The organism is Paraburkholderia sp. Clong3 (assembly GCF_050436485.1).
In the GTDB taxonomy this organism is placed as follows: domain Bacteria; phylum Pseudomonadota; class Gammaproteobacteria; order Burkholderiales; family Burkholderiaceae; genus Paraburkholderia; species Paraburkholderia tuberum.
This window is the reverse complement of the sequence record NZ_JBNDMH010000003.1, coordinates 2,283,673-2,297,093: the sequence shown is the minus strand read 5'-3', so window position 1 is coordinate 2,297,093 and position 13,421 is coordinate 2,283,673. Positions and strand designations below refer to the sequence as shown.

Genomic DNA, 13,421 nt, shown 5'->3' with positions numbered 1-13,421 from the left:
GCTCGTGGGGAGCCAAGTGAACTATCCGATTCTTTCGCTGCGGGTTGCGCGATTCAACGACGAGACGCTGGCCGAGCCGATCGCGATCGCGTTCGGCCCCGCCGGAGGCACGATCGGCCGGGCCAACGACTGCACGCTGGTGCTGCCCGATCAACAACGCGCGATCTCGCGCGTTCACGCGCGCGTCGAGTTTCGCGGCGGCGACTATCTGCTGTGCGATCTGGGCAGCAATCCGAGCGTGCTGAATCAGCGCGCGTTGGGCGGCACGCGCGAGGCGCGGCTCGCGGACGGCGACCGTCTGCTGATCGGACCGTATCTGCTCGAGGTGTCGATCGGCGAGCAGGCGGCCGGCGTGCGCGGTCTGACGGGCGGGCGTGATCCGCTGAGTGCCGCGCAGGTGCTCAGTGGACCGTTGCCGGCCGATTCGCAAGGCGACGCGTTGCAGATGGGCGCGCTCGATCCACTCGGGCAGCCGGGCTTCGGCGAACCGCAGCGGATCTCGTCGGGTCCGGGCTTTGCGGGCTCGGAAAGCGATCATGTGTCGCCGGAGTTGCAGGCGTTTTCGGCGCCGCAAGCGTCCCGGCCCGATCCCGGCCGGCCTGCCACACCCACGGGGGGTATTCCGGCGGACTACGACCCGCTCGCGGAGGCGTTGGCGCAATGGGAAACGCCCGGGCAGCCGGGCAGCGGCTCGCCGGCCGCGCCGCATCCTTCGCACGAGTTGCCGGGGTGGCCCACTGCGCCCGCGCCGGCGGCCGCGCCTTTGGGCGGCCCGACCGGCTTGCCGCCGGGATTGCTCGATCCCGGCGCGGCAGGGTCGGCCGCGACACCGTTCGATGATCTGTTCGGGATACCGACAACGCCGTCGACGCAGTTTGCGCCACCGACCCCTTTGGCTCCCGTGGTGCCGGTGGTCGTGCCCGTGGTCGCGCCGCAGGCCGCCACCGCGCGGGTGGCTGTACCTGGCGCGGCGCCGGGGCCGTCGTCCGCTGCGCAGCCCGCGTTGGATCCTGTGGCGCAGCAGCTTCAGCAGCCGGCTCCGTCCGCGGGCCCGATCACGTCAGCGCCTGCCGTGCCGGCGCCGATCGCCCAGCCGGCCCCGGTTCGTCACACGGCCGCCGCCACTTCCGCGAGCCAGAACCCGGCCACCCTGCAGGCGCTGCTCGAGGGCCTCGGCCTCGATCCGTCGCGCGCGCCGAACCTGCCCGAAGCGGAGTTCGCGCGTCTGATCGGCACGATGCTGCGCGACGCGCTGCGCGGCACGATGGGCGTGCTGCGCGCGCGCTCGATGACCAAACGCGAAGCCCGTCTCGACACGACGATGATCGTCGCGCGCGACAACAATCCGCTCAAGTTTTTCCCGGACGTCGACAGCGCGCTGGCGCAGATGCTGACTGGCCGCTCGGCCGGTTATCTGCCGCCCGACGAGGCGCTCAGGAGCGCCTTCGACGATATCGAGGCGCACGAGCTCGCGGTGCTCGCCGGCATGCGCGCGGCGCTCGCGCACGTGCTCGGACGCTTCGATCCCGCTTCGATCGAAGCGCAGCTGAAAGACTCCGGTGCGCTCGAAAAAGTGCTGTCCAACCGCAAGGCGAAACTGTGGGATCTGTTCGTCGCATTGCAGGGCGCCGTCGCGCGCGAAGCCGACGACGATTTCCAGAAGCTCTTCGGTCAGGCGTTCAATGACGCATACGAGGCCCAGATCGACGAACTGCGCGCGGCCCGCGAGCGTCAGCCGAAGCATCCCGCCGATCCCACCTAGAAACGTTTGAACGAGACAACATGTCCTGGAACAGCAAAGTCATCTGGTCGGAGGGGATGTTTCTGCAGCCCCAGCACTTGCAGCAGCACGACCGCTATCTGCAGCGGCAACTGGAGACGCGCGCGGCCGGCCTGCGTCCGTACAGTTGGGGCTTTACCGCGCTGGAGATCGACGAGTCGCTGCTCAAGCTCGGCAAGCTCGCGCTGCTGTCGTGCTCCGGCGTGATGCCGGACGGCACACCGTTCGATCTGCCCGCCGACGATGACTTGCCCGAGCCGCTCGAGATTCCCGAAGGCACCCGCAACATGCTGGTCCAACTGGCATTGCCGGTGCGCAGGCCGGGTGTCGCCGAAACCGGCAACGAAGCCAGCGAGGAGAACTTCGCGCGACACCGTGTCACCGAATTCGACGTCAGCGACAGCAACGATCCGAATGCCGGCGCGGCGTTGCTGCAGATCGGCAAACTGCGCGTGCGTCTCGCGCTCGCCACCGAAGTGGCGAATGCCTACACCGCGCTCGGCGTCGCGCGCGTGCTCGAACGGCTGCCCGACAACCGCGTCGTGCTCGAAAACGACTACAGCCCGCCCTGTCTCGACTACCGGGTGGCGCGCCGTCTCGCGGCGTTCGTCGATGACCTCGTGGGCCTTCTGCATCAACGCGGTGAAGCGCTGGCCGGACGCCTTGCGCAGCCCGGCGTGACGGGTGTCGCGGAAGTGGCCGATTTCCTGTTGCTGCAGTTGATCAATCGCCACGCGCCGCTGGCCGCGCATCTCTCGACGATGACCGGTCTGCATCCCGAGGCGCTGTACCAGGCGGCGGTGCAGTTGGCCGGCGAGCTGGCGACCTTCAGCCAGGCGTCGAAGCGGCCGCCGGCGTATCCGGTGTATCGCCATGAGTGGTTGCGCGAAACCTTCGCACCGGTGATCGACGACATTCGCGCGTCGCTGAGCATGGTGATGGACCCGCACGCGGTGGCGATCCCGCTCGAAGAGCGCAAGTTCGGCTTGCGCGTGGCGATCGTGCCGGACAAGACGCTGTTTGCCGGCGCCACCTTCGTGCTCGCGGTGCGCGCGCAAATGCCGGCCGAGCACATCCTGACCGGCTTCGCGCCCCAGGTGAAGATCGGCCCGATCGAACGCATTCGCGATCTCGTCAATCTGCAATTGCCGGGCGTCGGCCTGCGCGCGTTGCCCGTGGCGCCCCGGCAACTGCCGTTCCATGCGGGCTTTACCTACTTCGAACTCGATCGCGGCAACGAACTGTGGAAACAGTTCGCGAATTCCGCGGGCATGGCGTTGCACGTCGCCGGCGACTTTCCCGGACTGACGATGGAGTTCTGGGCAATTCGCCGCTGATGCATTGATTGAGGAAGTTCATCGTGAGTCCAGACGAACCGCGTGGCCCCGCCGACGATCCCGGCGCGACGATTCTGATTCCGACACCGGGCGGCGCGCGGGCGGCGTTCATGGCGGCCGCGGCAACGCCCGCGCCGATGCTGCCCGGCGGCGGCGGTCTGAATCCGCTGTTGCGCGCGGCCAACCCGCTGATCGAACTGGCGCTGCCGTTGCGGCAGTTGCCGACCCATCCGAATGTGGAAGACCTGCGCAACCAGCTGATGCAAATGGTGCGCAACTTCGAGACGCAAGGCCGCGCCAACGGCATCGACGACGAGAAGCTCGGCGCCTCGCGCTATTGCCTGTGCACGTTCCTCGACGAAGCGATCGCCAGCACGCCATGGGGGGCGGGCTTGTGGGGCAGCCGCAGCTTGCTGGTGACGTTCCACAACGAGGCCTCGGGTGGCGAGCGCTTTTTCCTGATCCTGCAGCGTCTCGCGCAGAACCCCGCGGGCAATATCGACGTGCTCGAATTGATCTACGTGATTCTTGGCCTCGGTTTCGAAGGACGTTACCGTCTGATCGACGGTGGCCGCACGCAGCTCGACACGATCCGCGAACGCCTCGAACAGATGATTCGCGGCCAGCGCGGCGCGGCCGAACGCGATCTGTCGCCGCACTGGCTGCCGGTCAAGGTCGAACGCAAGCCGTTGCTGCAACTCGTGCCGCTGTGGGTGGCGGCGGCAATCGCCTGCCTCGTGCTGGTGATCGTCAATCTGGCGTTGAGCTTCAGGCTCAACGACATGTCCGACCGCGTGTTCGAAGCGCTGCACGGCATCCGCGTCGCGCCGGCTCCGGTGCTCGCGTCGAAGCTGGCGGCGGCGCCCAAACCTGCGCCGAAGCTAGCGCAGTTCCTCGCGCCTGAAATCGCCCAGGGCCTCGTGCGTGTCTCGGAGTTGCCCGACCGGACCGTCGTCACGATCAATGGCGACGGCCTGTTCGGCTCGGGCAGCGCCGATCTCGCCGCGGGCTTCGTCCCACTCATCCAGCGTATCGGCGACGCGTTGAAGGAAGTGCCGGGCAACGTGGTGGTCGCGGGTCACACGGACAGCCAGCGAGTCTTGTCCGCGCGCTTCCCGTCGAACTGGCATCTGTCGCAGGCGCGCGCCGAAGCGGTGCGCGACATGCTCGCGTCGCGGGCCGGCAACCCAGCCCGCTTCAGCGCCGAGGGGCGCGGCGACGCCGAGCCGATCGCACCGAACGACACGGCCGCGAATCGTGCGCGCAACCGCCGCGTCGATATCACGGTGCTGGCGCCGGGAGCGGCATCGTGAAGGCCTTCGGGATGAGTCCGTCGCGGGTGGCACAGGGGAGCCGGGTATGAAAATCTTTGGCTGGCTCAGACGAGCCATCGTGCTGTCGCTGCTCGGCGTGCTCGCACTGTCGCTGATCGTGTGGGTCGAGGGGCCGCTCGTCGCGTACGCGGGTCATGAGCCGCTCGAAAGCAACAGCAGCCGCTGGGCCGTGATCATCGTGTTGCTGCTGGTGTGGGCGGTGTACTGGAGCGTGCGCTGGATCGCGGTGCGTCTCGCCAACATCCAGTTCACTCGCGTGGTGGCAGAGGGACCGGCCGAGCCCGCGCCCGGCAAGAAAGAATCCGAGGCCGACATCGCCGCGTTGAAGCAGCGTTTCGAAGCCGCCATGGCGACCTTGCGCAAGGCGCGGGTCAAGGGGCGCTTCGGTAGTCAGTACGTGTACCAGTTGCCGTGGTACATGTTCGTCGGCGCGCCCGGCACGGGCAAAACCACCGCGCTGTTGAACTCCGGACTCAAGTTTCCGCTCGCCGAGCGGCTCGGCAAGCAGTCGATCGGCGGCGTGGGCGGTACGCGCAATTGCGACTGGTGGTTCACCGACGATGCGGTGCTGCTCGATACCGCGGGCCGCTTCACCACCCAGGATAGTTTCGCCGAAGCCGATCAGGCCGCGTGGGCTGGCTTCCTGCAACTGCTGCGCAAGTATCGGCCACGCCGGCCGCTGAATGGCGTGATCGTGGCCTTGTCGACGCGCGACCTGCTGCAACTGTCCGACCCGCAACGCGCGCAGCAGGCGCAAGCCGTGCGCGAGCGTCTCAGGGAACTGTACGGCAAGCTCGGCATGCGTTTTCCGGTCTACGTGATCGTGACCAAATGCGATCTGCTCGCGGGTTTCGCGGAATTCTTCGACGACCTCGGCCGCGACGAGCGCGAACAGGTCTGGGGCATGACGTTCCCGTTCACCGAGCAAGGCTCACCGGACGACGCACTGGCCGCATTTCCCGCCGAATTCGACGCGCTGGAAAAGCAACTGCAAGCCCGCGTGCTGAACCGTATGCAGCGCGAGACCGATGTGCGCCGGCGTGCGCTCGTCTATGGATTTCCGCAGCAGTTCGCGGGTCTGCAAGCCGTACTGAAAAGCTTTCTCGACGAAACCTTCAGTACCTCGCGCTTCGAGGAGTCCGCGTTGCTGCGCGGCGTGTATTTCACGAGCGGCACCCAGGAAGGCCGGCCGATCGATCGCGTGATGAGCGCGGTCGCCTCGGCGCTCGGCTTCCAGCAACAGGTCGTGTTGCCCGACCCGGCGAGCGGGCGCGCTTACTTCATCACGCGGCTGCTGCGCGGCGTGATCTTCGAGGAAGCCGGACTCGCGGGCGTGAACCAGAAGCTGGAGCGGCGCCGCGCCTGGTTTCAGCGCGCCGCGCTGGCGGCGATCGGCATCGTCACGGTGCTGGCGCTGGTTCTGTTCTTCGTCAGCTATCAACGCAATCGCGCTTACGTCGCCGATGTTCGACAGCACGTTGCCGGGTTGCAGAAGCTCGCGCAGACCACCCAGCCGGGCGACAACCCGCTTGCGCTGCTGCCGCTGCTCAATGCCGCGCGCGACCTTCCCGGCGGTTACGCGGACCGCGACAGGAGCGTGCCGTGGCTGTCGCGGCTCGGCCTTTATCAGGGCGACAAGCTCGGCCTCGAAGCGCAGACCAGTTATCGGCGGCTGTTGCGGCAGACGCTGTTGCCTCTGGTCGTGAGCCGCATGGAAGAAGAATTGCGCCGCGGTGACGCGAACAATCCCGACTTCCAGTACGAAGTCTTGCGCGCATATCTGATGCTGGGCGATTCGCTGCACTTCGACGCCGACTCGGTGCGCTTGTGGGCCGATGTCGATTGGCGCCGCGGGCCGTTGCGCGATGCCAGCGACGATCAGCGCAACGATCTCGACGGCCATCTCGCCGCGCTGTTCCAGCCGGCGCGCTTCGATGCGTCGCTGCCGCTCGACAAGGATCTGATCGCGCAGGCGCGCGCGACGCTCGCCAAAATGCCGCTGACGCAGCGTCTGTTCAACCGCGTCAAACGCGATCTCGAACAGAGCAGACTGCCGGAGTTCAGCGTCGCCGACGCGGCCGGGCGCAATGCCGCGCTGGTGCTCGTGCGCAAGAGCGGCGCGCCGTTGACGCGCGGTGTTTCAGGCGCGTACACGCGGGCCGGCTATCAGAAGTTCGGCCAGTTGCGCGACGCGGCGGTGATCGATATCGCGAAGGACGATTGGGTGCTCGGCCGTCAGGAATCGGTATTGACGCCGAACGGTATCGAGGATCTGAAGGCGGGCATCACCCGGCTTTACTACGACGAGTACATCCGCCAGTGGGACGCGTTGCTCAACGATATCGACGTGGTGCCGTTCGACGGTGTGCAGCAGGCGGCACGCGTGGCGAATGTGCTCGCGGCGCCGGACTCGCCGCTGCGCTCGCTGATGCTGGCCGCGGCGCAGGAAACCACGCTGGGCAGCACCAAAACGGGCGGTTCGCTGACGGAGCAGGGCGTTGCCGCATTGACCAACAAGCTCGATGCGGCCAAAAAACGCCTCGAGAGCGCGCTCGGCAACCAGCCGGAAGACGCGGCACCGCCCGCGCCGGCCGAACTCAATCCGGTCGACGCGCATTTCCAGGCGCTGCACGAACTGGCCGGCAAACCCGGTGCACCGGGCCCGGCTCCGCTGGACGCGCAACTCGCCGCGCTGAAGGACGCCGCGACCTATCTGGAGGCCGCGGACTCGGCGCGCCGTCAGGGCTTGCCGCCGCCACCCGGCGATGCGTTGAACAAGCTCAAGCTGGTGGCCCAGGGGGCGCCGCCGCCGCTCGCGACGGTGGCCACCAGCGTCGCGAGCGGGGCGGGGTCGCTGATGGTGGGCGGCGAGCGGGCGCGCCTGAATGCGTTGTGGCAGGCGAACGTGGCGCAGCTGTGCCGGCAGGCGCTCGACGGTCGCTATCCTCTCGTGCGCGGCTCGACGCGCGACGTCGCACCCGACGATTTCGGCAGGCTGCTGAGCCCAGGCGGCCTGATCGACGATTTCTTCCAGAAGAATCTGGCAACGATGGTCGACATGTCGGGACCGCAGTGGAAATGGCGCAGCGGCGTCGATACGCTCGGCATCCCGGTCGACGTGCTCGGCCAGTTCCAGCGCGCCGCGCAGATCCGCGACGCGTTCTTCCGGGCCGGCGGCCGGGACGTGTCGGTGCGCTTCACGGTGAAGCCGCTCACCATCGATCCATCGATTACCCAGTTCACGCTCGACATCGATGGGCAGCAAATGGTCGTCAAACCCGACACGCCGCAATCGATGGTGTTCCAGTGGCCGAGCGGCAAGGGCACCGGCCAGGCGCACGTCGAGTTCACGCCGGCGGGCAGCACACCGGCGGCGCGCGCCGACGGACCGTGGGCACTGCTGCATCTGATGGACGATGCGCGTCTGCAACCCACCGCGCAACCCGACCGCTTTCGCCTGAGCTTCGACTCGGATGGCCGGCGCGCGGAGTTCGAACTGGCAGCCAGCAGCATCGTGAATCCGTTTCGCCGTGCCATGCTCGAGCAGTTCCGCTGTCCGGATCGGCTATGAGCGGCGAGCTTGCGCAGGAGCCGACATCCGGGCCCGGCTTCTTCGGCAAGGTGCGCACGCATGGCGACTTCGTGGGACGGCGCTTGCCAGTCGAGTTCGTCACGCGTTGGGATGAGCGCTTGCAGGAAGGCATGTTGCTCGCGCGGCAGCGCTTTGGCGCGCAGTGGCTCGAACTGTATCTGAATGCCCCGGTGTGGTGTTTCGCGCTGGGCGCGGGTCTGTATGGCCCGAGCGCGTGGGCGGGCGTTCTGACGCCGGGCGTGGACCGTGTGGGACGCTATTTTCCGTTCACGATCGCAGAGGCGATCGACGGCGCCGAACTCGCACGGCGACTGGCCGATGCGCAAGGATGGTATGACCGCTTGGTGGCGCTCGCATTGTCGACACTGACGCAGGAATTCGCCCTCGATGCTTTCGACGCGGCGTTGCGAGCCGAGAGCCTGTTCAATCGGGATCGCGCATCGATGCCGTGGCGGCTCGCCATCCCTGATGCAGCCGACGGCGGATTCGCCGCCTTGCTCGAACAGACCGTCGCAATGGGACACGCGCTCTGGTGGAGCGACGGATCGCCGGCCGTGCCGGCTTCGGCGAGAGTTTCCGCGGGCGCGACGACCGGCTTGCAGTTCGCGAGTCTGCTCGACGTCGGCACGCAGGAGTGGGATTCGGTGATCGACGTGATTTCGAACCCGGGCGCACAGCAACGGCATCACTGACGTCGCCGCCGCGGGTAAGCGGTAAGCGTTTCAAATTGACTTCCCATCATTCGTCTTTAAAGGATGAGGCTGTCATACGCCGGTTCCCGCCGGTGTTCGCCGACGGTCCGTAAAGGGGCGCTGGCGGCCTCACCGCAACTCCATTCTGCGGAGATCGCCGTATGTCACGCCTGACCCATCCGTCTTCCGCACGACGCATTCCGGGCGGCGTTCTGTCCGCCACGCTGTGCTTGCTCGCATTGCTGTGCACGGCCTCGCGCGCAGCCGAACCGGTCCTGAACGAGCAGGACATCAACGAGCAGTCGGTGACGCGCGCGCTCGAGCCCGACCAGTCGAGCGAGTCGGGCGAGAACGTCCTGACGCGCGGCTTCGTGCTGTCGAACAAGCCGCCGTCCGCCGCGCCGCGCCCCGCGCCCGCGAGAAAACCCGCCGCGCAAATCCTGATCACGTTCGCCACCAATTCGGCCACGCTCACCGACAGCGCGAAGGCCGCGCTCGACAAGGTCGCCGGTGCATTGCAGTCGGAAAAACTCGCGGCGTACCGATTTCGCGTCGAAGGGCATGCCGACCCGCGCGGGTCGCCCGATGCCAACATGAAGCTCTCCGAAGACCGTGCGGCCGCGGTGGTCGAATATCTGACGCAGAAAGACGGTATCTCGGCGGAGCGGCTATCGTCGCTCGGCAAGGGTTCCTCCGATCCGTTGAACAAGCGCAATCCGACGGCGCCCGAGAACCGTCGGGTGACGATCGTCACGGTCACGGATTAGGCGCTGTCGAGGTTGCCGCCGATGACACGTTATCGCGTGTATTGCAACGTGGCGACGGGCGCGGCGCTGCTGTTCGCGTGCGTCACCACGATCGCGCTCGCCGCGGGTCCGCAGGACTCGAACAACGCCGCCGACAGACCCGCGGCCGTCGACGACGACACCGGAGCGGTGCGCTTGCCGCTTGCCCGGCTCGCCGCCGCGTTGGCCCCCGACGCGCGCCTGCAACTGTTCACCGTGACGGACCAACCCGGCCTCCATGTGATGCAGGCGGCCAGCCTCGAGCAACAGGGCGCGATGTTCACGCGCGTGGTGGCATTGCTCGAACGCCGCGATATGCCGCGCGACCGCGTGGTGTCGGCGGCGGCCATCGCGGCTCACGCGCGGCGCTTTGGCACCGACCCCGCCGGGCTGACGGCGGGCAACAACTTCAGCACGGAGGAGTTGACGCATTTTTTCGAACTCGCGCGCGAGCAGGGCGTGGTGCTGAACCAGGGCGAGCGCACGTTGCAGACGATTCTCGTGCGATGGCGTTTGATTCGCGAGGAGCAGGGGATCTGGAAAGCGACGAGCGCACACGATTTTCTGATCACTATTCCCGGGCTGGGTCGCGCGCCAGGCGGCGAGATGATCGACGCCACCGTCAGGGCCGCGATCCTCAGTCACGAATTGGGCCATTGGCGGTACTTTTCGGACGGCGCATACGCACATGCGTGCCGCGCGTTCTGGTGGCAGGTATTGAGCTTCGAGGAACGCGCGGAGTTGACCCGGCAACTGGAGAATCTCGGCTACGACCCGAGCGACCGGATCGTGATCGATGAGATGCAGGCCTATTTGCTGCATACGCCTGCGCGCTATATGCCGATCAGCGACACGCCGGGACCTGGCGGCGTCGATGTCGGCAAGGTGCGGCGGCGCTTGCAGGAGGCGGTCGCGAGAGCGGGCGGATAGCAAGGACGAAGCGAGCCGCGCGAATCGCGCGACACGCGCTGTCGAGGTGAGGCATGACGGATTACGCAGAACTCAACCGCATTTTGCCGCGCCTGTCGCACGCGCATGCGACCGCTGCGTTTAGCGACGAGGTGGCCCCGCTGCTGGTCGACCTGTGGGCTGATGATTATGTTCCGCGCGTGGCATCGTGCGAATTGCTCGAAACTTCGGGTATCCGTATTTCGTGGGTGATGAATTGTGCAATGCGGCAAAACAGCATATCGCGCCGGGTTTTCCTTGGTCACACGATCCTGATCGTTCCGCGCTTCACCATCTCATCGAAGTCGTCCGGGCCGAAGCCTCGGTTCGATTTCGTGAAATCCGAGATGTAAAAGCAAAGCTCGTTGCGCAGGCGATCGCGGAGCATCTTCTGGCTAGCACGATCGGCCGCGCGAACCTTTCGCAGCAGTTCCCGCACGCCGTCAGCTTCAGCAGGAGAAAAAGTACCTTTTCCTTTCATGCTGTGGATCCACCTGGATTTCCGAGTTTTAGTTAGCGTGGTCCGGCGCCGACTCGCGGTCGCAACGTTCGCAGGTAATCACGTTGCTTCCTTCCTCAAAGCGCTAAAGTCTCGATCAGGTTCGGCTCTTCGCGTTGGGGCAAATGTCAGGCGACGATCCGAAACCGCGACGCAACCAGCGTTGCCTGGGCGACTCTCATCCGGCCGGCACCAACTCAGCGAGACGCTCTTCGAAACGATCGAGGATCGCGTGGACGAGGCCCGATGCGAAGCGCTGGAGCGCCACCCTCGAATCTTCATCGGTGACGCCCTGAAAAGCGGCGTAGCGGACTGGGCCGACTTTTTCGTATCCTTCAGCGTCTTCGTCATCACAGAAACATCTACGGAGGGTCTTGAGCCCAACGTCCATCGCTTCGCTGTGTGTGTTTGACAGTTTCCGTTGGACGAAAAGCTCCGCCACCTCATCGATCGTTCCAGCGTAACGCAGCACGTGGACCAAGTCGCCCGCGTCCTTGTTTTCGTTGCGTTGCTCGATCGCCATCGCTTTCAGGATCACGAACGCTGGCACATCCGCAAAGCGAATGACGCGCGAGGTAACGCCTCCATCGCCAGGTAACCGGCCCGCTACCCTTTTCTCACCAAACCAGTCGTGCACGATTTCTGCGAACGTCACTGCCAGCGCAGAGACCCGTTCGCCATCGACATTCACCGGCCGCCCTGCGGTTTGGCCAACGGCATCACGCAGAAACTCGACGATGACATCCATCTGCTCGTGTACCTTGAGCTTCCATTGCCATGACGATGGCTTGCCATCCTTCAAAAAGCGCTCGAATCCACGTGCTGTGAGCTGGTCGGCCAGTGACGCGTACCCTTCCCCCGCATCGACAAGGGCGATGTTGAGGACGATATCGACGTCGGACGTGCCAGCGTGCGCGGGGACGTCCGGCGGCGCCGCGGGCGTTAGATAGCGCGGAACGAGGCCACCTACCAGCCGGAGGGTTTCCCCAAGGCTGCCGAATGCGCCGATCAGGGTGAGCAGAGTCCGCTCGCAAGCCTCGGTGACATCGGCGCTGTACCCTGCCGCAGTGGTGGGTTTGACTCCGGCCATTTATAACTCCAGTTTTTCAAGAAGGTGGTCGGCGAGCTCTTTGTTTCGGCCTCGCCCGTTCAGGAGGTCGAGATACATGATGAACGGGCTCGCGAAGTATGACGGGTACTCGGGTACCGCGTCACGGAACAGAAGGCTCGCACCGTCACGTTCGACGAAGACGACGTTGGCGCCTTTGTCGGCGGGTTTCAACCGCATGTCTCGAGCAAGACCCTCGGCTTCCCCGGGCGGGACGATGATCTCTGCAGTGTCTACGCTCGTTAGGAGCGGCGCATAGACATTTGCGGCGGCTGTACCTGTGAATGCCCAGTCGAAGGATGGGTTTGATGACTCGATCTTGTCCGTCAATTTTGTGAGCAGCAGATTTGGGCGCTCGGAGAAAAAGTACCAACTGGAACGTTGTTCCTTGCGCCTCGTCCATTGAGCAGCCCATGCTGCTAGCAATTCTCGTGGCTTGTGTAGTCGGCGTCGAAGCGTTCTGCCCGCGCCGCTCGATTCGCACCACTCACGGCGCTCCAACTCCTGCAAGACGACAGAGACCGTGTATGGCGAAGTTTGGGACATTGCGGCCAGATCTCCCCCGCTCAGCCATTTGTGCCGGTTGACCAGGAGCGCATGAACGACCGCCTCACGCGAATCCGTGAAGAGCGAGGTGGCCTCTTTTCTTACCGACGGTGGGTCGGGCCGCTCGATGTTGATCAGCCAGTTGCGCCACTTCAGGTTGAGGTTTCCGTTGCGTTCGAAATAGCCAATTCCGCGCTTGCGAAGCAGGTCCCGCGCCCCGGGACTCAGCGATTCAGCGGCTACGAGGAGGATAAGGTCGTCAAACCTATCGTGGTTGTAGGCGTGCTTGAATTCGTCAAGCTTCCATACTGCTCCCTGGACGTCGCGCGGATAGGCATAGCGGAGAGCTTCCACGGCAATGCGTACCGGACTGCCGTCTGCATCAAGATCCAGAGTGAAATCCACCCCGGGTAGATTCGCGAAATCTGATTCGATATGCCGGACCTTGATCCGACCGTCCGCGACCTCATCCAGACTTGAGCAAAGCTCCTTCGCGATTTCGGCCTCGAAAGCACTGCGCACGTCGGCGCTCGGGTTGTGGCTGAAGTTTCCCATGGCTCGTTAGCGAAAACCGGTGATATTGCTGTACCGCATAATGTACGCCGATGGCTTTACTTTAGCAATTAAAGCTTCTTTAGCTGTTCAGCTAACGCAAAGGCAAAAAAGTATCAATCTGCCCCCGTTTTTCTCAAAAGAGTGCTTACGCCCCGCGGGTGGGCGGGCTCGATGAATCGCCCAGCCACGATACCTGCCCGCAGTACGGGGGCGCCTGACGGGGCACCCATCGCCCGTCCCAGGCT

At 65.4% G+C, this 13,421-nt stretch carries 10 protein-coding genes; 8 read left to right on the top strand and 2 right to left on the bottom strand.

Going from position 1 to position 13,421, the window contains the following annotated elements; all coding sequences use genetic code 11:
* Positions 1–16 precede the first annotated feature (16 nt).
* From tagH to OKW30_RS33850, 8 genes are all read left to right on the top strand, one after another.
* On the top strand, positions 17–1,762 hold the full coding sequence (gene tagH, locus OKW30_RS33885) for a type VI secretion system-associated FHA domain protein TagH (protein WP_429348778.1): 1,746 nt from the start codon (positions 17–19) through the stop codon (positions 1,760–1,762).
* A 20-nt stretch (positions 1,763–1,782) separates the two neighbouring features.
* Positions 1,783–3,117, top strand: coding sequence for a type VI secretion system baseplate subunit TssK (tssK, locus tag OKW30_RS33880; RefSeq protein ID WP_429348777.1), 1,335 nt, complete (start codon positions 1,783–1,785; stop codon positions 3,115–3,117).
* Between the two features lie 23 nt (positions 3,118–3,140).
* Positions 3,141–4,430, top strand: a complete 1,290-nt coding sequence (locus OKW30_RS33875) for a DotU family type VI secretion system protein (RefSeq protein ID WP_429348776.1) — start codon at positions 3,141–3,143, stop codon at positions 4,428–4,430.
* A 46-nt stretch (positions 4,431–4,476) separates the two neighbouring features.
* Positions 4,477–8,022, top strand: a complete 3,546-nt coding sequence (tssM, locus tag OKW30_RS33870) for a type VI secretion system membrane subunit TssM (protein ID WP_429348775.1) — start codon at positions 4,477–4,479, stop codon at positions 8,020–8,022.
* On the top strand, positions 8,019–8,735 hold the full coding sequence (tagF, locus tag OKW30_RS33865) for a type VI secretion system-associated protein TagF (RefSeq protein WP_429348774.1): 717 nt from the start codon (positions 8,019–8,021) through the stop codon (positions 8,733–8,735). Before tssM ends, tagF begins: the two co-directional genes overlap by 4 nt.
* 161 nt (positions 8,736–8,896) lie before the next feature.
* Positions 8,897–9,502: an OmpA family protein gene (locus tag OKW30_RS33860; RefSeq protein ID WP_429348773.1), complete on the top strand. Its 606-nt coding sequence runs from the start codon at positions 8,897–8,899 to the stop codon at positions 9,500–9,502.
* Positions 9,503–9,523: 21 nt separating this feature from the next.
* Positions 9,524–10,450, top strand: coding sequence for a hypothetical protein (locus OKW30_RS33855; protein ID WP_429348772.1), 927 nt, complete (start codon positions 9,524–9,526; stop codon positions 10,448–10,450).
* Between the two features lie 53 nt (positions 10,451–10,503).
* Positions 10,504–10,821, top strand: coding sequence for a hypothetical protein (locus OKW30_RS33850; protein ID WP_429348771.1), 318 nt, complete (start codon positions 10,504–10,506; stop codon positions 10,819–10,821).
* A 324-nt stretch (positions 10,822–11,145) separates the two neighbouring features.
* On the opposite strand, the gene OKW30_RS33845 is transcribed toward OKW30_RS33850, so the two are convergent.
* Positions 11,146–12,057, bottom strand: a complete 912-nt coding sequence (locus OKW30_RS33845) for a hypothetical protein (protein ID WP_184062820.1) — start codon at positions 12,055–12,057, stop codon at positions 11,146–11,148.
* Entirely contained in the window at positions 12,058–13,176 is a 1,119-nt protein-coding gene (locus OKW30_RS33840; RefSeq protein WP_221307586.1) for a type IV toxin-antitoxin system AbiEi family antitoxin, read from the bottom strand.
* Positions 13,177–13,421: the final 245 nt, after the last annotated feature.

Excerpts from the sequence above, each read along its gene's own strand:
- tssK (WP_429348777.1), top strand. The coding sequence starts at position 1,783 with ATGTCCTGGAACAGCAAAGTCATCTGGTCGGAGGGGATGTTTCTGCAG.
- tssM (WP_429348775.1), top strand. The coding sequence starts at position 4,477 with ATGAAAATCTTTGGCTGGCTCAGACGAGCCATCGTGCTGTCGCTGCTC.
- tagF (WP_429348774.1), top strand. The coding sequence starts at position 8,019 with ATGAGCGGCGAGCTTGCGCAGGAGCCGACATCCGGGCCCGGCTTCTTC.
- OKW30_RS33860 (WP_429348773.1), top strand. The coding sequence starts at position 8,897 with ATGTCACGCCTGACCCATCCGTCTTCCGCACGACGCATTCCGGGCGGC.
- OKW30_RS33855 (WP_429348772.1), top strand. The coding sequence starts at position 9,524 with ATGACACGTTATCGCGTGTATTGCAACGTGGCGACGGGCGCGGCGCTG.
- OKW30_RS33850 (WP_429348771.1), top strand. The coding sequence starts at position 10,504 with ATGACGGATTACGCAGAACTCAACCGCATTTTGCCGCGCCTGTCGCAC.
- OKW30_RS33845 (WP_184062820.1), bottom strand. The coding sequence starts at position 12,057 with ATGGCCGGAGTCAAACCCACCACTGCGGCAGGGTACAGCGCCGATGTC.
- OKW30_RS33840 (WP_221307586.1), bottom strand. The coding sequence starts at position 13,176 with ATGGGAAACTTCAGCCACAACCCGAGCGCCGACGTGCGCAGTGCTTTC.